Annotated in this window: 14 protein-coding genes; 10 read left to right on the top strand and 4 right to left on the bottom strand. The window is 58.8% G+C overall.

The window, feature by feature from the left end:
• Positions 1–402: 402 nt before the first annotated feature.
• Positions 403–1,464: a hypothetical protein gene (locus ACOYW2_RS17515; RefSeq protein ID WP_482419298.1), complete on the top strand. Its 1,062-nt coding sequence runs from the start codon at positions 403–405 to the stop codon at positions 1,462–1,464.
• 115 nt (positions 1,465–1,579) lie between these two features.
• Here the strand turns inward: ACOYW2_RS17515 and ACOYW2_RS17510 are convergent, their stop codons facing one another.
• Positions 1,580–2,035 carry an N-acetyltransferase gene (locus ACOYW2_RS17510; protein WP_482417371.1) on the bottom strand — a complete coding sequence of 152 codons (456 nt, stop codon included), beginning with the start codon at positions 2,033–2,035 and terminating at the stop codon, positions 1,580–1,582.
• A gap of 624 nt (positions 2,036–2,659) precedes the next feature.
• Here ACOYW2_RS17510 and ACOYW2_RS17505 point away from each other — a divergent pair.
• The 5 genes from ACOYW2_RS17505 (at position 2,660) to ACOYW2_RS17485 (ending at position 9,312) form a co-directional block, all read left to right on the top strand.
• Positions 2,660–4,426, top strand: coding sequence for a 4Fe-4S dicluster domain-containing protein (locus ACOYW2_RS17505; RefSeq protein ID WP_482767378.1), 1,767 nt, complete (start codon positions 2,660–2,662; stop codon positions 4,424–4,426).
• 6 nt (positions 4,427–4,432) lie between these two features.
• Positions 4,433–5,380: a CoB--CoM heterodisulfide reductase iron-sulfur subunit B family protein gene (locus tag ACOYW2_RS17500; RefSeq protein WP_482767377.1), complete on the top strand. Its 948-nt coding sequence runs from the start codon at positions 4,433–4,435 to the stop codon at positions 5,378–5,380.
• A gap of 349 nt (positions 5,381–5,729) precedes the next feature.
• A complete protein-coding gene (locus tag ACOYW2_RS17495) occupies positions 5,730–6,233 on the top strand; it encodes a hypothetical protein (RefSeq protein WP_482419295.1) in 504 nt (167 codons plus the stop codon).
• Positions 6,227–8,539: a hybrid sensor histidine kinase/response regulator gene (locus ACOYW2_RS17490; RefSeq protein WP_482767376.1), complete on the top strand. Its 2,313-nt coding sequence runs from the start codon at positions 6,227–6,229 to the stop codon at positions 8,537–8,539. The genes ACOYW2_RS17495 and ACOYW2_RS17490 overlap by 7 nt, the downstream gene beginning before the upstream one ends.
• Before the next feature lie 536 nt (positions 8,540–9,075).
• Entirely contained in the window at positions 9,076–9,312 is a 237-nt protein-coding gene (locus tag ACOYW2_RS17485) for a hypothetical protein (RefSeq protein ID WP_482419293.1), read from the top strand.
• A 219-nt stretch (positions 9,313–9,531) separates the two neighbouring features.
• Here ACOYW2_RS17485 and ACOYW2_RS17480 read toward each other — a convergent pair whose 3' ends face one another.
• From ACOYW2_RS17480 to ACOYW2_RS17470, 3 genes are all read right to left on the bottom strand, one after another.
• Complete coding sequence (locus ACOYW2_RS17480) at positions 9,532–10,038, bottom strand: DUF1841 family protein (protein WP_482767375.1); 507 nt, start codon at positions 10,036–10,038, stop codon at positions 9,532–9,534.
• Positions 10,039–10,239: 201 nt separating this feature from the next.
• A complete protein-coding gene (locus tag ACOYW2_RS17475) occupies positions 10,240–10,443 on the bottom strand; it encodes a helix-turn-helix domain-containing protein (protein ID WP_482767374.1) in 204 nt (67 codons plus the stop codon).
• Positions 10,395–11,645, bottom strand: coding sequence for a sigma-54 interaction domain-containing protein (locus ACOYW2_RS17470; RefSeq protein WP_482767373.1), 1,251 nt, complete (start codon positions 11,643–11,645; stop codon positions 10,395–10,397). Before ACOYW2_RS17470 ends, ACOYW2_RS17475 begins: the two co-directional genes overlap by 49 nt.
• 833 nt (positions 11,646–12,478) lie before the next feature.
• Between ACOYW2_RS17470 and ACOYW2_RS17465 the strand changes: the two genes are divergently transcribed.
• From ACOYW2_RS17465 to ACOYW2_RS17450, 4 genes are all read left to right on the top strand, one after another.
• Positions 12,479–13,765, top strand: a complete 1,287-nt coding sequence (locus ACOYW2_RS17465) for a thiolase family protein (protein WP_482767372.1) — start codon at positions 12,479–12,481, stop codon at positions 13,763–13,765.
• A gap of 236 nt (positions 13,766–14,001) precedes the next feature.
• A complete protein-coding gene (locus ACOYW2_RS17460) occupies positions 14,002–14,838 on the top strand; it encodes a 3-hydroxybutyryl-CoA dehydrogenase (RefSeq protein WP_482419290.1) in 837 nt (278 codons plus the stop codon).
• Between the two features lie 874 nt (positions 14,839–15,712).
• Positions 15,713–16,291 (top strand): 4Fe-4S dicluster domain-containing protein, encoded by a 579-nt coding sequence (locus tag ACOYW2_RS17455; protein WP_482417363.1) that lies wholly within the window; start codon positions 15,713–15,715, stop codon positions 16,289–16,291.
• Entirely contained in the window at positions 16,284–17,171 is an 888-nt protein-coding gene (locus tag ACOYW2_RS17450; protein ID WP_482417362.1) for a CoB--CoM heterodisulfide reductase iron-sulfur subunit B family protein, read from the top strand. The genes ACOYW2_RS17455 and ACOYW2_RS17450 overlap by 8 nt, the downstream gene beginning before the upstream one ends.
• Positions 17,172–17,494 lie beyond the last annotated feature (323 nt).

The raw sequence follows: 17,494 nt of genomic DNA, 5'->3' as shown, positions 1-17,494 counted from the left end.
ACAAGATGTTGTGATGTGTCCAGCCATGAACCGCTAAAACTTCGGATCACAGGACTTGCTCCGGCACTTCAAGGGCTCTGAACGCGCGTTGCGTACCTGCAGGGGCTTCCCTACACAGAAAGAATTCAGCAGGTTAGGCCAGGGGGCAACAGACGCGCCGAGTGGGCGATCTGCCTTTTCGCCTCCCTTGCGTTCCCTTCGTTTCCGGCCTCTTAGTCTGCCGTGTTGACAAGTCGCTGACACCACTGCCACCTCAATTATGCTTATGCGTCCGGGGACGTGTCCGTTTCGCTTTGCCGAGTCACAGGCGTTCGGACAACACGTTGTCGCGGATCACTACATGAACGACGCTCACCCTGCAACGAGGCGGGGTCGGGCGATACACCTTTGACGGGGGGTCCTTTGGGATACTGGGGCTACAGGGAAGAGCTCAGCCGCGCCCATAAACTGAGGCGCGTCTATTACGAAGTGCTGCGGGACGATCTGGATGAGTTTGTCCTGCAATACGGCTTGGTGGAGTCGTACGATAATTTTAAGAAAAACAACATGGATTACCCCTTTGTCGAGCGGCGAGAGCTCAAACCGAGGGCGCGTATTCCCGGCCAGGAGTATGAGGAGCACAACGCTTTTCTCATCATCTTCATCGAGGACACCCTTCCCGCGTCCTATAAAAAGTACATCCGGTTTTTCGATGTCAACAAGACGGTGAAGAGCAACCTCATCGCCTCGGGGGTCCTGGACCTTTCGGACGAGTTCGACCGCGGCTGGAAGTACCTGGACTCCATCGGATTCAGCGGGTTTCTTCGCAAGATGCTCCCCGTGGATTATGCCCTGCTTATCCAAAGGGACCCGGTCTCCCGTGCCACGGACCGGTACGCCCTTTCCCACTACCACGTGCGCATCGACTGGCCCATTTCCGAGGCTGCCGAAGAGATGGGCAAGGACCTACGCTATATCATCAAGGATCTGTACGAGCGCGGCGACAAGACCGCCGAGGATATCCAGAAGAAGTTTTTTGAGATGTACGGCCTGCCCATCATGGCGGGTGGGCGGCGTACGGCGGCCAGTGTGGCGGCCCAGTACCTGAAGCGGCTCAACTCCATCTCAACGGTTTACGTCTCCAGCAGCGAGTCACGCTCCGTGCTGCGATTCTCCGAGCGGGGTATTTCCCGGTACATTCTGGTGCGGTTCACCCTCCAGGAGATGCTCGAGGTGTCCGAAGAGAACTCCATGAACCTGGAGACCTTCACCAGCAATTATGTCATCGATTACGAGGAGAAGGACGGGGTCTGCATCCTCCGCGTGGACTACGACCACACACCGCCGGCCAGGCCTCCCCAGGACGGAAAGATCCGTGCCATCAAGGCGGAGACGGCCTGGACCACCATCTGCAATCAGCTGATCATGCCCAAGCCCGGTGTGTGGAAATATCCCCTGTTGAGTGTGAACGTCAGTTACACCTGATCCAGCCGAAAAGGTTCGGTTTCCGACACCCACAAACAAAAAACGCCCCGTTGACAAAGGTTGTCGACGGGGCGTTTTTTTTTGTTTTATAGAAAACGGCTTCTTGCTGCCGGTTTTAAATCAGGTGGCGGCGCATGGCGATCTCATCGCAGTCCGGGAACTTCACGCAGGTGATGCAGTCACTCCAGATTTTTAAGGGAAGTTCCGATCGGTCGATGATGCCGAAACCCATCTTTTCAAAGAATCCCGGTCGGTAGGTGAGGGTGAAGATATCCTTGATACCGAAGGCCACGGCCTCGTCCAGAGCACTCTGGGCCAGCATCTTGCCGATGCCCTTGCCGGTGTGATCGGGGTGGACGGCAAGGGAGCGCACCTCGGCGAGGTCTTCCCAGCAGAACTGCAGGGCCCCGCATCCGATGATTCCCGCTTCCCGGTCCTCGTACACAAAAAAATCCCTCACATGGTCGTAGAGCTCGCTCAAGGGGCGGGAGAGGAGTTCCCCGCGGTTTCCGTATTCCGAGAGGAGGGCGTGAATCTGTTTGATGTCCTGAATGGTGGCTTTTCGTATCATGGGTCGCTATCCAAGGATAATAAAGGTGGTGCGCTGATCCAAAAACGTGTCGGGGCGCGTAAACAAAGCGTTGGGAAGGGGGGCGGTCTCTATGGAAACGTCCCCGGGTTCCTGTCCGCTTCTGCGGCGCGGTGCCATGGCCTTAAGGGGTGTCGAAGACTGGGCTTCGGGTCCCTTTTGCCCCGGGTCCTACGCTGGCAACAGGTTGAATGTATAACCGATGGAGCCTCCAAAGGCAATACGCATGCGCGCATAAAAAATCAGCCGGAATCCCTATCCCGGGCCTTGGGTGTGCCCCAGGGGCCAATCAGTCCGGACTAGCCCCGTGACTCCCGGAAGGTTTGGCATGGTTTCCTGTCTGCCGGGGGACCTTGGATGGGTCCTTTTTTCGAGACTTTTTCCGGGCGGTGCCGTGGCGGATTGATGGGGTGTGTGATTTTAAAGGTCTGTTTTCTTATGGTGTTTGTTGGATGTGTGGGCGGGTGGCACCATGCTTGCATAGGCTCTCGTTAATGCCTTTGGGAGGATGACTCCGTACGATTCCCCCCTCGGAGCCCGAGGGCTGGTTGAAGGCAATGGCCCCAAGGCTTATTTACGACAACCCGCAGACGAAAAGGACGCTTTATGGACACATGGATGCTTTATTTCTCCGTGGGGCTTTTTACCCTGGGCTGCATGCACCGGGTCTCGGCCTGGTTTACCCGTGATGTCTGGTTCCTTTCACGGGCAAGGGACGATGGCTCGGGGCCGTTTGCGCGCCTCAAGACCTTTGCCAGGGGTGTCGGCGGGCTCAGGAGGGGGCGGGTTCTGCTCCAGGTGATCTGGCAGTGCCTCAGGCACGGGGTGATGCAGCTCCAGGTCCTCAAGGCCGATGGGTACCGGTGGTCCATGCACATGCTTATTTTCGTCGGATTCATGGGGCTGACCCTGATGCACGGCTTTGAAGAGGCCGTCAGTGAGCGCTTTTTTCCGGACTACTATGCCACGGTGAACCCCTACTTTTTCCTGCGGGATGCCTTCGGGCTCCTGGTGCTGGCAGGGCTTGCCATGGCCGTGGGACGCCGGGTGATGATGCGCCGCAAGGGGCTGGTTTCAAACGGCATGGACTACGGTGCCATTGCAATTCTTGCGGGTATCGTTGTTTCGGGGATGCTCCTTGAGGCAGTGAAGATCTCGTCCCACACCGTGTTCGGAGAGATGGTGGATGAGTACGGCATGCTGGACGATGAGCAGGACATTGCCGCCCTTGAGGCCTATTGGGAGAAAGAGTTCGGTGTGGCTGTTCCCGGGCACAGGGGGGCCCCGGATCCCTTGCAGCTTGAGCGAGGGCAGGCCATTCACGAAGAGAGCTGCATGGAGTGCCATGCAGACTCAAGGTGGGCGGTGGCCGGCTATCCCCTGGCCACGGGCCTCGGCACGGAGACGGCCGTTCGCCTGGACCGGGCCGGAGCCGTGACCTTTTTCTGGTGGGTTCATTACGTAAGCTGCGTGCTCTTTCTGGCATGGATTCCCTACGGAAAGATGTTCCATATGTTTTCCACGCCCATGGCGCTTATCGTCAACGCCGTCACCGGAAAAAAGGGCGGCAAAGAGGCCCTTGCCATCCGGCGGGCCCTGGCCCTGGATGCCTGCACCCGGTGCGGCACCTGCAGCCAGCACTGCTCGGTGCGCCCGGCCTATGAGATCACGGGCAACCCCCTGGTGCTCCCTTCTGAGAAACTTGCCTTTTTCAAGGGCCGGGCCGGGCACAGAGAGCTCTCCGGGGAGGAGTTTGACCGGGCACGGCAGGGGGTAACCCTCTGTACGGACTGCGGCAACTGCGGTCGGGTCTGCACCGCAGGCATTGATCTGCCGAGTCTCTGGCAGCACATGAAAGGGGACCTGCTCCACGCGGGCAAGGGCGACCCCATGTTTCTCTCCCCCCTGGCCTTTGGCTCCTGCATGGAAGAGGGCGGGGTGGACAGCCAACAGCTTGAACCGACCAAAAAGCGCCTTGCCGGTCGATTTGAGGACCTTGCGAACCCGGCCCGGGTGATCCGTGTGGGGGGACAGCCCGCGGACCGGTCCCTGGCCTCCTTTGGTATTGACGCCTGCTTTCAGTGCGGGGGCTGCTCCAGCGTCTGCCCTGTGGCCGGTGCGGTGGCAGACCCCCGCAAGGAGCTGGGGTTGTTGCCTCACCAGGTGGTGCAGGCCTTGAAACTCGGGGAGGAGGAGATGGCCGAAGGGGCGCCCATGCTCTGGAATTGCCTCACCTGTTACGAGTGCCAGGAGTCGTGTCCCCAGGGGGTTTGCGTGACGGACCTTTTTTATGAATTGAAAAACCGGGCCTACCGGCGAACCGGCGAGGGCCGGTCCCTTGCGTCGGGCCATCGCTCGGGTTTGAGGAGATAGAGAATCATGGGCTATGCACTTTTTTCGGGATGCACCATCCCTTCACGCCTACCCGAATATCGGGACGCCACCATAGCGGTCCTGGATGCCTTTGGTGTGGACTATACCGACTCTGCGGGGTTCAACTGCTGCGGGTACCCGCTTCGCAACACCGACAGGGAGATCTACCTGTTGTCCTCGGCACGGAACCTGGCCCTGGCGGAGAAGGCGGGACGCGATATCCTGGTGATGTGCAAGTGCTGCTACGGCAGCTTCAAGCATGCCCAGAACGCCTTGAATCAGGACCTGCGCTTAAGGGACGAGGTCAACGCTATTTTGCGGCGTGAGGGGCTGGTCTATCGGGGCGTGGTGCGCGTTTCTCACCTTCTCTCCTTTTTGCGCCACGAGGTGGGACTGGATGCCATTCGCCAGCGGGTGGTTGCTCCCCTCACCGGGGTACGGGCAGGGGTTCAGTACGGGTGCCACCTGCTGAGGCCGAGCAACATCAATGAGTTCAACGAAACCGGTGTGCCGGAGTTTTTTGATCTGCTTGTCAAGGCCATTGGCATGGAGAGCGTCGATTACGCGAGGAAGTACGACTGTTGCGGCGCCCCCCTCAACGGGATCAACTCGGCTCTCTCCATAAAAATGACGGTGAACAAGCTCCGGGCCATCGGCGAGGCGAAGGGTGAACTCGTTGCCACGGGGTGCCCGTATTGCCACCTGCAGTTTGCCGGAGCGGCCGACGCGGAAGAGGGGCTGCCCCGTCCGGTGGTCTATCCCCAGCTGCTGGGGCTGGCCATGGGGCTGTCCCCGGAAACGCTGGGCATGGCTGCCGATGACAGCCTGATCCTGGCCCGGGCATGTCACGGGTCGAGGGTGCCTTCAATGGCCATACCGGGTAACGCCCGTATCCCGGTGGGACGGGGTGGCAGAGGGCATGCCGGGGATACCCGAATGATCGATCTCTCTTGAAATAACCTGTCTCATATGCCATACCTTTTCAGGTAAGTTTTCTTTGATCAGCGTCCGCAGGGCAGGCGGATCCTTCCGGGGTCTGCATGTCAACACACCTCCTGTGAACGAGCTTTGCTGCCGCGTACCGCGTGACGGGCAGGCGTCTGACCACGCCATGGGCAGAACTGCGGACGCGTGAGTGACTTTCCGATGTTCCCATCGTTTCTTTTTCGTGTCCGGCGGAGGTGTGGCCGGGTTGCCTGGGATGGTCAATGTTCATGGGTCGGTGCCTTCGCACGCTTTTATGAAACTGGTTGTTCTCCCGGGGTTCCGGTGCCTTCCGGAATTCAGCTAAAACAGTGGCTGCATGAAAGTAAATCCCATTACCCTTACATTTTCCGGCGAGGACGCCCAGCTTGAAGAGGCTTACCTGGCCAGGGATCACGAGAAGTACATCTGGCAGGTTCGCATTGTCCTGGTCCTTGCCGCCATCTTCTATATCCTCTTCGGGTTTATGGATGTGGTGCAGGTGCCGGAGCTGCTGCCGACGTTTCTCATGATCCGGTTTGCGTTTTTTCTGCCGGTGGTGGTGCTGGTGCTCTGTGTCTCCTTTACCCGGCTTTTTGCACGCATTCAGCAGCCGCTCCTGGTGGCGGTTCTCCTGACCGGGGGCACGGGAATCATCATGATGCTGATCCGGGCCCCTTCCCCGGTGGGGTACACCTACTTCCCCGGCTTGATCCTGGTTTTCATGTTCGGTTACGGCTTCGGCCGCCTTTCGTTTTTCTGGGCCAGCCTCTCCTGCTGGTTCCTCACGGGGCGTACACGGCAGCCGCCCTCTTCTTTTCGGATGTCCCGGTCAAAGTGGTGATCAACAACAACTTTTTTTTCGTCACCGCCAATGTTGTGGGGATGGCCTCCAGCTACATGTTCGAGTACTTCAACCGCAAGAACTTCTGCATCTCCTGCCAGCTTGAAAACGAACGATGGAAGGCGCGTCAGGCCAATCTGGAGCTGGAGCACCGGGTCCAGGAGCGCACCGCCCAGCTGGCCACCATCAACAAAAACCTTCGCGCCGAGATCGAGGAACGGAAAAAGGTGGCCCGGGAACTCCGGGAGATCCACGGCGAGCTTGAGCTTCGGGTGGACGCCAGGACCCGGGAGCTTGTTCGCATGAACGACGAACTCTCCCAGGCCAAGGAGGCGGCGGACCAGTCCGCCCGGGTGAAGACCGAGTTCCTGGCCAACATGAGCCATGAGATACGGACCCCCATGAACGCCATCATCGGCATGAGCGACCTGGCGCTGAACGAAGAGATCACCCGGGACCAGCGGCGTGAGTACCTGGATATCATCCGCACCTCGGCCCGCTCGCTTTTGGGGATCATCAACGACATCCTCGACCTGTCCAAGATCGAGGCGGGCAAGCTGGACCTTGAAGCCACTCCCTTTGATATCAGCAGCCTGGTGGAGAACATCTCCTCCATGTTCCTGGACCAGATCAATGAAAAGGGGCTCGAGTTCATCATCGACCTCGGTGAAGGGCTTCCCGATCGCCTGGTGGGGGATCCCCTTCGTCTTCAGCAGGTGCTGGTGAACCTCACCAGCAACGCCGTGAAGTTCACCGAAGAAGGGGAGATCACCCTGCGCATCACCGTGACCCGGGAGAGCGAGACGGAGGTGACCCTGATTTTTGAGGTGGCCGACACGGGCATCGGCCTGGACGCAGGGACCAGCGCGGTCCTCTTCGACGCCTTTGCCCAGGCAGACGGCTCCACCACCCGGAAGTACGGGGGCACGGGCCTGGGGTTGGCCATCTGCAAGCGCCTCGTGGAGATGATGGGGGGAAGCATCAAGGTTGCCAGCACCCCGGGGGAGGGCAGCTCCTTTGCCTTTACGGCTCCCATGGCCCGGGATACGTCCGCGCCCGCGGCATCCTCCTTTGACATGCCGAGCCACCTTCAGACCATGCAGGTGCTGGTGGCCGAAGGCAACATGACCTTGAAAGGGGTGCTGGAGCGGATGCTGGGCTCCTTCGGGTTCGGGGTGGAGAGCTGTGAGACCGGCGAGGAGACCCTCAGTCGACTGGGGGGCACCCACGGTATCGATCTTCTCATCGTGGACATGAACCTGCCCGATACGGACGGGGTGGCCCTGGCCCGGACCCTGGCCCGCCAGGAAGGCAGGCGTCCCCGGGTGATTCTTCTCGATGCCTTCAGTGTCGGGGCCAGCCTTGACGGAAAAATCCGGTACGGCATCGACCGGGTGGTGACCAAGCCCCTGAGGCCTTCCACCCTGTTTGACGCCATCATGGAGACCTTTGGGGAGGCCGTGGTCTCCCGCAACCTCTCCTTTGCCGAGTCATCGGGGCTCTCCGGTCACTTCGGTGGGGTGGAAGGGGCCACGGTCCTTTTGGTGGAGGACAACCGCATCAACCAGATGGTGGCCACCGAGATCCTCACCTTTTCCGGTATCCGGGTGGAGATCGCCGAAAACGGCCTCCAGGCCATCGAACGGGTCAAGGAGAAGACCTACGACGCCATCCTCATGGATATGCAGATGCCCCAGCTTGACGGCATGGAGGCCACGCGGATCATCCGCAACGAGCTTAAGTTTACACGGGTGCCCATCATCGCCATGACCGCCCATGCCATGGAGGGGGACCGTGAAGCGTGCCTGGAGGCGGGCATGGACGATTACATTCCCAAGCCCATCGACCGGGAGCGGTTGATGGAGGTCCTCTCCCTGCACATGAACCGTGCCTCCGGTGACGCGGTGCACGAGGCCGTCTCGTCCTATGACCCCACGCCTCAAAAGGCTTCCGGGACTTCCGGGGACACGGGTTCCCTGCCGGTCCTGAATGTCGAAGAGGGGGTTGAGCGCATCGGCGGCAGCCATGAGATCTATCGCTCCATCGTGGAGAAGTTCGTGGCCCTCTACACCGACCGTCTGGTGGAGATCCGTGCCATGGTCAGCACCGGGGATTACTCCCGGGCCGCCCATGAAGTGCATGCCATCAAGGGGGCGTCGTCCAACATCTCCGCCACCTTTCTGTTCGCCATGGCCCGGGAGCTGGAGTTTGTCCTGAAGACGGGCCATGAAGCCGAGGCCCTTGCGGGGGTGGATGCCCTGGAGGAGGCTTTTCTGGGGGTTCGGGAGGCCGTGGACGGGCTCTGATACCTGGGGACGCTCGACCCACGGGTCGGTTTCAAGGTACTGAAAAAATCGAAGAATCTTTTGTGACCCCGGTTGGGGTATGGTATACTTTCTTCCATAGAGGCAGGTGTGCGACAGGACAGACACATCCCCTTTTCTATGGGTTTGATCCCGCCTGATTCACTTACGTTACATATGACGGTTTTCCCCTGGCTTTGTTTTTTCCGGCAGGTCCCCCACGATGATCCCTTGACCCTGCGTGTGCGCGTTTCCCATGCGCTCCTATCATGATGTCGCACCCTATGCGACTTCCCATGCACGTCGAACACGGCGGGGACCCTTACGCCCACTCGGGATAAGGTGACCACGGCAGATGATGCGACGGATGAAAAATCCCTGCATTCGGCCGTTATGCATGGAGTACAGGTGTGATGGATACGGTCTGCAGCGTTAAGCCCGGCCCGCAGAGGTTGCGGGCGAAGACGGTCCCCACTGACGGCGACTCCCCTTGCTGTCCGGTATACCTGCCTTTTCTATGAGGAGGACGGAGGTGTTGTATGAATGTCTTCACGGATGAGAGGCACAACAAACGCATGCACATTCCAGGAACGATTCAGTACTCCAGGCCCCCGGCCGGTGACTACATGGATGCCGATCTTCTGGACTGCACGGACAGGGGGCTCTGCTTTCGGAGCACCTGCCCCTACCTTCCCGAGACGCCCCTGGTGATTCGGTCAACCAACCGGAAGGCCCCACAGATGCAGAACGCCAAGGTGGTGGACAGCCGTGAGTGAAGAACCACTCGGGAGAACCCCGCATACAGCGTGGGGGTGATCTTTACCAGCTGACCTGTGAGACGGTTGGTTTTACGGCAAGGATGAAAAAAGGCCCGCGGACCCGAGGAAGGCTCCCGGCCCCATGCCCCTTGAACGGGGGAGACGATGAAAGACGGCTTGTGATATGAAGATCGGCCCGCCGCCCGCTGCAAGGGAGGCGGGGCTTTTTTTTATCGGTCAGGACACGGTCTGGACGAATTCCCTGTTCAGGTCCGCGTGGATTTTTTCCGGCGTCTTGGTTTTGTATTTTTTCAGCAGGCGGCTGTATTTTTTCATGTCCGGCTCTCCGCCCTGGCTTTTGCCTTCCAGGATCAGGGGGAAGAAGACGGCGCACAAGAGGTGCTGGATGGTGTGCTCGTCGAGCCCCTGTTTTTTCATGGCGTTGGTGAACGCAACGATTTCCAACGGGTCCTTGCGGACCACCTGGACCTGAACAAGGCCGTGGAGGAGGATGTGAAGGTAGGGGTTCACGCCCTGGCCCGGTTGGTACTCATGGGTCTCGGGGTGATCCACCCCGTCCACCTCCTTGGCGAACATTGCTTCGTGATCCCGGATGATCTCGGCATAGAAGCGTTTCATGCCGGTGAGTTCATCGAGCCTCTCGTCTTTGACCAGCGCCCAGAGGGCGCACATCTCTTCCCGCGAGGGTTGGAAATCCTCGGTGCCTGCCTGTGTCGTGTCCATCTGTCACCTCAATTGCCGGAGTCGGGTTTGCGGCTGTTTTAGACCGAATGTAAAAAAAGGCAGGCTACCTTGTTTGCTCAAGCCGTGTCAACCGGGGAGTCGCCACGTGGAGGAGACCGGTGTCCGCGGCCCGCAGGCAAGATGGATGCCTGCGGGCACCGTTTCCTGCCCATGCTCCGGGCCGTGGGGTGGTGAGGGGCCTTAGGCGCTTTTGGCGATGATGCCGTATTTGTCGATTTTTTTGTAGAGAAGGGTGCGGTGGATTCCCAGGCGACGGGCGGCCTTTGCCTTGTTAAAGCTCTCCTCCCGCAGGGTGGCGGAGATGATGTTTTTTTCCGCGTCGTTTAAGGCCTCTTTCAGGGAGGAGTGGCGCAGGGTCTCTTTGCGCTCGCTGTACTGCTGCATGCAGAAGGGCAGGTCGTCCTCGGTGAGAGAGCGCTCCCCATGGAGGCCACGGCACGTTCCAGGCAGTTGGAGAGTTCCCGCACGTTGCCCGGCCAGGTGTAGCCGGAGAGGAGCTTTTCAGCGTCCGGCGAGAGGTTCACGCCGTGGAGGCCTTCCTTGTCGGCGATGATGGCCAGCAGGTGGCGGCTGAGCAGGGGGATGTCTTCACGCCGCTTGCGCAAAGGGGGCAGATGCAGGTGGATAGTGGGTTGGATCCGGTAGTAGAGATCGCTTCGGAAGCTTCCGTCGCTGACCATCTGGGCCAGGTTGCGGTTGGTGGCGGCGATGAGCCGGAAGTCCGAGCGGATCACCCGGGTGCCCCCCACGCGTTCGAACTCTTTTTCCTCTAAGACCCGCAGCAGCTTGGGCTGCATCTCAAGGGGAAGCTCCCCGATCTCGTCAAGGAAAATGGTGCCCCGGTGGGCCATCTCGAATTTTCCGGGCTTGCCGTCGTTGCGGGCCCCGGTAAAGGCCCCTTTCTCGTAGCCGAAGAGTTCGGACTCCATGAGCTCCCGGGGGATGGCCGCGCAGTTGATGCGTATAAAAGGGTGGACGCTTCGCCTGCTCTCATGGTGGATGGCTTGGGCGAAGATCTCTTTGCCGGTGCCGCTCTCCCCTGTGATGAGCACTGGGAAACTGTTGGAGGTGGCGGTCAAGGCTTCTTTTTTAATGCGGTGCATGGGCTTGCTCTCCCCCACGATACTCTCAAAGGAGTAGCGGGTGGAGCGCAGGTGGCGAAGCTCCTGCTCGTAGTGCTTTACCTTGGACTCCAGAAGGGAGTACTTGCGGGCAAGGCTTGCGATCTGGCGGATGTCCTCAAAGATGACCTGCCCCACGGCAGCCACCACTTTGCCGTCTCGTTTGACGGGGATGCGCCGTGCCAGAACCTGCTGGTTGTTGATGGTCTGGACCTGGTTCATCTCGGCTTTGCCGGTCTGGGCGACGATATGCAGGCGGGAATCCCCCAGGATCTTGGTGCAGTGGGTCCCGATGATGGCGTCGTAGGACACGTCCAGGAAATCCAGATAGGGCTTGTTGATGTCGATGATGTAGCCGTCCGGGTCCACCACCACGGTGGCACCGTAGGTGTAATCGAAAATCAGCTGGTAGTGGTCGATCTCTTCCTGGAGCTCTTCAATGATTCGGTCGTTATCGCGTTGCATAGGCCTTTCAAACCTTGTGGGGACCCTTGCCGGATCCCATCTGTATCTTTTTTACGACACTTTTGGGTGTATCATGGATGCTATATGTCGCATTTTTGATACAGTGTAAAGCTCTTTTTCCTGTTATGATGCCATGGGCGGGGTTAACTGCCCGGTATTGCGTCTGTTCCCGGTGTGTTGTGCCTTTCGGGAGGCGCCGGTTCCCCCCATGGGGCAGGGGACGATGTTTTTCGAAGAATCATCGGGTTTTACCACAGGCGAGGGAAGGATACCACAGGAATTCGCTGATTTTACTGGCGTATCGGTGTCTTTGTGAGGATTGTCCTGTGGTATCGATGGGTTGATACGTGGTATCGCCGTCGCTACAGGCCCATGATAGCGGGGAATTCGTGTATTCTATGGAAAATTGCGTTAAGTAATTGATAACACGGCCGAGGGGAGGAAGTTTGGCTGATATGGCACGACAATTGCTTTGACCTCAGGACTGTAATGCACGTGCGCCGGCCGGGGGGAAGACCCCGAAGGTACCCGGCGGGGAGGAGCTGCTCCCCGGCCAATTGTCAGGCCAGGTCGCACGGGTGGTTCGGGACGCAACGGAGCGCCCCGGACAGATATTCGCACCATGGCCCCCTTGGACGGCCCGTGCGGATGCGAGGCATAGAATCATTCGTACACGGTGATGTGCACTGGCGCTTTTGTTTTCCGGACTCCCACGTGCCGGCGAAAGCAGCAGGGCGCATGCGTCACATCAGGTGGCAGCCGGTGCGGATCCAGTGATGGCCCCTTATTTTTGCGAAAGCGGTGGGGTGCCATGTAAGGAGTAAGTGAGATTTATGAAAAACGCAGTGATTGTTTGTGGAGCGCGTTCCGCTGTCGGGACCTTCGGTGCCGGTCTCAAGAGTGTCAAGGTTGCCGATCTCGGAGCCGCGGTCATGAAAGACCTGTTCAAGAAGGCGGGGCTTCGTCCGGTTGCCAGTGATGAGATGCGGGCCTGTTGTCCTGATGCGCTGAAGGATCAGGGGTTCACCGAACTGGAAGCCAAAGGGTGTGACTGGGACGAGGGTGCTATTCCCGTTGAGGTGGACGAAGTGATCATGGGTAACGTGCTCCAGGCCGCCCAGGGGCAGAACCCTGCGCGCCAGGCCATGATTCGCGCCGGATTTCCCAAGGAGATTCCCACCTTCTCCCTGAACAAGGTGTGCGGTTCAGGCCTCAAGGCCATCGCCCTTGCCGCCCAGTCCATCATGACCGGTCAGGCCGATGTGGTCATGGCAGGCGGCATGGAGTCCATGAGCAACGCCCCCCTGGCCCTTCCCAAAGCTCGCTGGGGACACCGCATGGAGCTCACCGGCGTCGGTGAAGTGACCGACCTCATGGTCTTTGACGGGCTGTATGAGATTTTTTACGGCTACCACATGGGGATTACTGCTGAAAATATCGTGGAGAAATACGGGATCACCCGTAAAGAGCAGGATGAGCTTGCTCTTCTCTCCCATAACCGTGCCCGCAAGGCCATCAAGGACGGGGTCTTCAAAGACGAGATCACCGACATCGTGATCAAGTCCCGCAAAGGAGATACCATCTTCAATGTGGATGAACGACCCATGGAGACGTCCATGGAGGTTCTCTCCAAGATGCGCCCCGCCTTCAAGAAGGACGGCACGGTCACCGCAGGCAACGCCTCGGGAATCAACGACGGCGCGGCTGCCGTCCTCGTCATGAGCGAGGAGAAAGCCAAGGAACTGGGGCTCACCCCCATCGTCAAAATCAAGGGATTTGCCTCCGGCGGCCTCGACCCGGCGTACATGGGCTTAGGGCCCATCCCCGCCGTAAGAAAGGCTCTCGGCCGCCTGAACATGGGCATTGCCGATATTGACATGATTGAACTCAACGAAGCATTTGCTTCCCAGGCCATCGCCTGCATGAGAGAGCTGAACATTCCCATTGAAAAGCCCAACCAGCTGGGCAGCGGGATCTCTCTCGGGCACCCCATCGGGTGCACAGGCGCCCGTCAGATGGTCACCGGTATGAACCTCATGAAGAGGGAAGGTCTGTCCACGGGCCTGATCTCCATGTGTATCGGTGGCGGCATGGGCATGGCCATGGTGATTGAATCGTAACAAGTCATACGTTCGTGTTGGGATCGGGTGTGTTGACGCAGGCACCCCCGGTTAGCCCGGCAGGAGAAGCTTGGCCCCCCGCTCCGAGCGACGGGTCCCTTTGGGGACCCGACGCAAGGGGTGGGGGCCACAGCCTTACGAACACGTGATCTGACCCGGACAGTTCGCACTGAAATAACGCAGTCGGTGGTTCAATTTCCGGTGACACAATTATTCGATTTAGATTGGGTGAGATTATGAAGATTATGGTTATTGGCGCCGGTACCATGGGCGCAGAAATTGCTCAGGCTTTTGCACAGAAAAACTTTGACGTGGTGTTAAGGGATATCAACGAAGAGGCCGTCGCCAAAGGGCTCGCAGGCATGACCAAGCGCCTTGATCGCCTGGTGTCCAAGGGCAAGATCGAGGCCTCTTTCAAAGACGAGGTGCTCTCCAGGGTGACGGGCTCTGTGGATATCGCAGACGCCGCCTCCTGCGGCCTCATCGTGGAAGCGGCCGTGGAGAACATGGAGATCAAAAAGGCGATCTTCAAGGAGTTGGACGGGGTCTGCCCGGCAGAGACCATCTTTGCCACCAACACCTCGTCGCTCTCCATCACCGAGGTCGCCTCTGCCACGGGACGGCCCGACAAGGTGATCGGGATGCACTTTTTCAACCCCGCCACCATCATGAAGCTGGTGGAGATCATCCGGGGCATGACCACCTCCGATGAGACCTATGCCATCATCAAGGAGGTGACCGAAAAGATCGGCAAGACTCCGGTGGAGGTTGCCGAAGCCCCCGGGTTTGTGGTGAACCGCATCCTGATCCCCATGATCAACGAAGCCATCGGGATCTACGCAGAGGGCGTGGCCTCCGTTGAGGACATTGACAGCGCCATGAAGCTCGGGGCGAATCATCCCATGGGGCCCCTGGCCCTTGGTGACCTTATCGGTCTGGATGTCTGCCTGGCCATCATGGATGTCCTGACGGTTGAAACCGGCGATCCCAAATACCGTGCTCACACCCTGCTCAAGAAGTATGTGCGTGCCGGCTGGCTGGGACGAAAGAGCGGGCGCGGCTTTTACGACTAGGCGAGAGCACCACCCGCAAGGGCATAGGCAAGCTGTCGACGGCCTGTACGGCGGGCTGGGTTTCCCCCGTATAAGGCACCATGGACCGTGTTGTGTCGCTTTTGCAGGCGGGCATCCTTTTGCTTGGTGGGCAAGGGCGGCATAGCTCCATGGATTGTTAGAAAAAATAGAGGTGTAACCATAGAAAAGGCTTGAATTCTATGAGTAAACCGTGATAAAAGACCTTCTCTACAAGCAGTAACGCTCACAACGATGTGTGGCGCTGTAAAGGCGATGAAGCTTGCTGAAGGGACTTAAGACTGACGATTCCTTCTGCGGGCTTTTTTTGTCTTGATATATACCGGTGGGGAAACTCTCCTCCACGCTTTGGGAAGGGCGTGGGGAGGCGGTTCCGACGTCACCGAAGACGGACGACTGAAAAGACCAGAACAAAAAAAGTGATCCTTCGCATGCGATGCATCGGCGATGCACCGAGAGGTGGCGTTCGTCCTGAATGGGGTGAAGGTAGAAATTAAGCGGTGCAGGCCGGCGCCTTATCCGACGGGAAGCTTCGGAGACGGTATTTCGCGACGATTTTTGGTCGCGTGACAGCCGCCCCGGGGAAAGGGGTAAGATGCTGAACATGTTGGATGCGGGCCTTTGTCAGCCTGCAAGGAAGGGACAATCCAATGCAAGGTTCCGGCTCCGTTCGGCCGGTCCCCGTAAGGTGACGCTTCGGGGCGCTTTGTTGGGTTGAGAATCACAGGTCCGGTGTTCCCGGTCGAGATGGGAAATCGCCCTTGGGCGCTTTCAATGGAGCATTCGGATAAAAATACGAGCACCGTCGGGGCAAGGGTCCCGGGTGCTGCCAGATACTCGGGGGGTCGTGCCTGGCATGATGTTTCGGGAAAAGAGGTCAGCAACGATGAACAGTACAGAACCCATTCGCATAGAGGCGGGCTTCATGAATGAAGTCACGGAAAGAAGTGGACAGATGTTCAGCTCCTGCTTTCAATGCCGCAGCTGTTCGGGTGGATGTCCCATGGCTGAGGAGATGGATTACCTGCCCAACGAAATCATTCGCATGGTCCAGTTGGGTTTGAAGCAAGAGGTCCTGGAGAGCCGGTCGGTATGGCTCTGCGTCGGGTGCCTTGCCTGTGTGTCCGAATGCCCCAACGGGATCAGTCTTCCGGAAATGATGGATACCCTGCGCCAGATCGCCCTTGAAGAAAAGGCGGAGGTCAGGGAGCCCGAAGTCGTTGCGTTTCATCAGGAGTTTCTTGGTCAGGTCAAGCGCTACGGCAGGTTGTACGAGCTGGGCTTCATGGCGCGCTACCGCATGAAATCTTTGCCGGCCTTACGGGATATCCCCAACTATATGAAGTTTATGTTTTCAGGGCGCTTGAGCCTTCTGCCCGAGCGTATCCACAAGCGCGTGGACATGAAAAAACTCAATGAGGTGTGTCATGTCTAAGGCGGTTAAGCGCACGATTCCCGTGGGGAAAAGACGGATCTGTATCTACCCGGGCTGTTCTCTGACGGCCAGCTCCCGGGACTTTGCCGACGCCCTGTTCCAGATGGCCAAAATGGCCGGGATGTGGGTTGAGGAGCTCAAGGACTGGAACTGCTGCGGCGCTTCACCTGCCCACAGCGTCAATCCCGAGTACGCCACCCTTCTGTCCGGTCGTAACCTCATCCTTGCCCAGAAGCAGGGGGTGGAAGACCTGTATGTGGTGTGTCCCAGCTGTTACATCCGACTCAAGGAGTCCATGCACAAGCTGGCCAACGACGAAGCCCTGCGCGACAAGCTCTTTCAAGCCTACGGAACCCGGTACACCGGCGAGGTAAGGGTGCGCTTTTTCCTTGAGGCCCTGGAGCCCGGGGACGAAGCCATCTTCAAAGACCGGATGAACCACTCCCTGGAGGGGCTCAACGCCGTCATCTACTACGGCTGCCTCATGTCCCGCCCCGAGCGTGTCACCGGCTTCGACCTCAAGACCTACGAGTCCAGCATCATCAAGTTCGTTGAAAACACCGGGGCCAAGGTGCAGGACTGGGGCGCTTCCAGCCGCTGCTGCGGGTCTCACCTGGCCGTCTCCCGGCCGGACCTGGCCGATCGCCTCGTGGACCGCATCCTGGAGCAGGCCAACCAGGCCAAGGCCAACTGCGTGGTGACATTCTGTCCCCTGTGCCAGGTCAACCTGGAGATGCGCGGCACCGCCAAGAACAGGCTCCCTGTCTTTTTTATCCCCGAACTGGCCGGATTTGCCTCGGGGGAGGAAAAAGCGGAAAAATGGGCCCGTCGCCACCTGGTGAACCCCATGCCCCTGCTCAAGACCAACCGGATCCTCTGATCCGGCGTGAAACATAACTCTGAAAGAAGATGCCGCCTGCGCGGCACCTTCTTTTAGGTGCTCTGGTTTGAAAGAGACAGACTAAGGAACGCTCGTGCCTTGTTCGGATGCCGCCAGGGCTCCGGAAGGCCTCTTGCGATTTTCTCACCCACCCACGCATGCAGCGCCTTTGTCTGTTTTTTTTAAAAAAGCCCCCGGTTTTTTACCGGGGGCTTTTTTGCGTTTGGGCCAAGGGTGTGACGGTTCCATGGTGGCGTTGTATGTGGCCTGAATAAGAGAGGGTTTTACTTGTGCGATAAGCGGTTAAATGTTGCGAAACTGTG

The organism is Desulfoluna sp. CLI2B, from assembly GCF_056847375.1.
The sequence above is the reverse complement of the archived record's forward strand: the minus strand, read 5'-3'. Positions and strand labels throughout refer to the sequence as shown.

Bases quoted from the DNA above. Each gene is read 5' to 3' on its own strand.
- ACOYW2_RS17510 (WP_482417371.1), bottom strand. From the start codon at position 2,035: ATGATACGAAAAGCCACCATTCAGGACATCAAACAGATTCACGCCCTC.
- ACOYW2_RS17505 (WP_482767378.1), top strand. From the start codon at position 2,660: ATGGACACATGGATGCTTTATTTCTCCGTGGGGCTTTTTACCCTGGGC.
- ACOYW2_RS17500 (WP_482767377.1), top strand. From the start codon at position 4,433: ATGGGCTATGCACTTTTTTCGGGATGCACCATCCCTTCACGCCTACCC.
- ACOYW2_RS17495 (WP_482419295.1), top strand. From the start codon at position 5,730: ATGAAAGTAAATCCCATTACCCTTACATTTTCCGGCGAGGACGCCCAG.
- ACOYW2_RS17485 (WP_482419293.1), top strand. From the start codon at position 9,076: ATGAATGTCTTCACGGATGAGAGGCACAACAAACGCATGCACATTCCA.
- ACOYW2_RS17480 (WP_482767375.1), bottom strand. From the start codon at position 10,038: ATGGACACGACACAGGCAGGCACCGAGGATTTCCAACCCTCGCGGGAA.
- ACOYW2_RS17475 (WP_482767374.1), bottom strand. From the start codon at position 10,443: ATGCAGCAGTACAGCGAGCGCAAAGAGACCCTGCGCCACTCCTCCCTG.
- ACOYW2_RS17470 (WP_482767373.1), bottom strand. From the start codon at position 11,645: ATGCAACGCGATAACGACCGAATCATTGAAGAGCTCCAGGAAGAGATC.
- ACOYW2_RS17465 (WP_482767372.1), top strand. From the start codon at position 12,479: ATGAAAAACGCAGTGATTGTTTGTGGAGCGCGTTCCGCTGTCGGGACC.
- ACOYW2_RS17460 (WP_482419290.1), top strand. From the start codon at position 14,002: ATGAAGATTATGGTTATTGGCGCCGGTACCATGGGCGCAGAAATTGCT.
- ACOYW2_RS17455 (WP_482417363.1), top strand. From the start codon at position 15,713: ATGATGTTTCGGGAAAAGAGGTCAGCAACGATGAACAGTACAGAACCC.
- ACOYW2_RS17450 (WP_482417362.1), top strand. From the start codon at position 16,284: ATGTCTAAGGCGGTTAAGCGCACGATTCCCGTGGGGAAAAGACGGATC.